The sequence below is a fragment of the Micromonospora sp. RTBAU3-60 genome, assembly GCF_054963695.1.
The window spans coordinates 1-1,989 of sequence record NZ_JBUEGB010000164.1 but is presented as its reverse complement, the minus strand read 5'-3'; the positions used below and the strand labels follow the sequence as shown (position 1 = coordinate 1,989).

Genomic DNA, 1,989 nt, shown 5'->3' with positions numbered 1-1,989 from the left:
CCTGCGTTCCGCAGCTCCGCGTCGATATAGTCCGCGAATCTGGGCTGGGAGCTGGGCGAACTCCTGTTGGCCCGGCGACGTGGCGTGTCACTAGGCCTTGCTGTTCGTGCTGGTCAGGCGGTTGCGGGTGTCGCGTCGAAGACGCGGGGCGGTTCGGTGATGCCCAGCTTCGCGAGGAGGGTCTTCTGGGGCTGGGACAGCTCGGTGCGCTGGGCGAACGTGCCGGCGGGGCCGGTGAACACGCCGAGGTGCAGCCGGTCGATCTCGGTGCGGATGGTAGTCCAGGTTCGGCCGGTCTCGGTTTCGGCGACGCGGATCAGGAGCAGGGCCAGCCAGCAGAGCAGGATGTGGGCGCGGATGCGGTCCTCGCGGCGGTGGAACACCGGCCGCAGGTCGAGGGTGGTCTTCATGTCGCGCCAGCCGCGTTCGACTTCGAGTAGCTGCTTGTAGCCCAGGGCGATGTCCTCGGCGGACAGTTTCGGGTCGGAGCAGCGCAGCAGATACTTGCCGTCCAGGCGTTGTTCGGTCTTGATCTTCGCGTGATCGATGCGGAGCAGGCCTTTCGGGGTGACGCGCAGGAACCGGTTGAGGCCGGATTTGGTGGAGATCACGCCGCGTAGCTCGGCCCGCCGGGTGGCTGACAGGGTGTCGGTGCCGTCGATCAGGTCGGTGAGCTGGGCGAGCAGCCGCTGGCGGACGGCGGCGTCACGGTCGGCGGCCTCGGGGTTGTAGCAGATGACGAACCGGTCGTCGGTGTCGATGTTGACCTCTTTGACCTGCAGGTTGTCCGCGACGGTGGCGTAGCGGCCCTGCCGTGCGAGGGCGGCGTCGGCTTCGCTGGTGCCGGCGCGTAGCTTCTCGCCGAGGATGTAGTGCCCGCCGCCTTGTTGCAGGAAGCGGCGGTTCTCCGCCGAGGCGAAGCCGCGGTCGGCGACCCAGACGACGCGGGCCAGACTCCACTCGCGCATGTCGGTCTTGACCTGCCGGATCAAGGCGGAGTCGCCGGTGTTGCCGGGCCAGCACCACACGCGCACGGGGATGCCGGTGCGGGTGACGGCCATCCCGACCACGACCTGGGGCAGGTCATCGCGGGAGTCCTTGCTCTTGCCGTGGCTGCGGAACCCGGCCTGTTTGACCGCGGCGGGGTCGTCGGCGTCGACCGGCTTGCCCTTGTCGTCGCGCCAGACGAGGTCGTCGCCCTCGTCGAGTTCGAAGTAGGTGCTGGTGGTGTCGAAGAACAGCAGGTCGACTTCCAGGTTGAGCAGATCGGCGATCTGGTCGTAGACGCCGCGGGTCAACGCGGGTTCAACCTCGATGAGCTGGTCCATCGCCCGGTAGCAGGCGTCGTCGGTGACGTGCGGCAGACCGGGCAGGTGCACGTCCTGGCAGATCCACTCGGCGGCGGCCAGCTTGCTCGACGGCTTCAAAGCCCGGTTCGCGACCAGCGCGAACAGCACCCGTTCGACGTCGACCTCCCGCCGGACGGAGCCGACCAGCGGCCGCAGGACGGTGTCGATGCGCAGCCGGCGCCACAGTCCGTCGAGCAGCCACGCCCCGCCCAGCGGCCGGGACTCGACGAACGACAACCCCGTCGGCGCGGCCGCGGCGAGGGCCTCGGCCGGGTCCAGCAGCCGCGACAACGCGTCCACGAGGCGACGCACCCCGGCCACGTCGAGCTGGTCCTCACGACCGAACGAGTACAGCACCCGCGTCTTGGACGCCTTCGCGACCGGATCCCACTCGTTGTGGGCCAACTGCAGATAGCGGATCGTCTGCCCGTCGCGGGTCTTGCGGGTCGACGCCTTCACGTACACGAGGCACGACCGTACACCGACTATGGCACCAGGCATAGATCGCCAGCTCAGCGGAGTTATCCACAGGCAGACGTGTCACTAGGCGAATTCGCTGATCTCACCAGGCCACAACGCCCTGACCTGCACCTTCACGCCGTGGCGCTGACTATATCGACGCGGACCTGCGGAAGGCAGG

General features: G+C 68.3%; 1 protein-coding gene. It reads right to left on the bottom strand.

The features are described from left to right. Positions 1–113: 113 nt before the first annotated feature. Entirely contained in the window at positions 114–1,814 is a 1,701-nt protein-coding gene (locus tag ACY34I_RS40310; RefSeq protein WP_462760809.1) for an IS1634 family transposase, read from the bottom strand. Between the last annotated feature and the right edge of the window lie 175 nt (positions 1,815–1,989).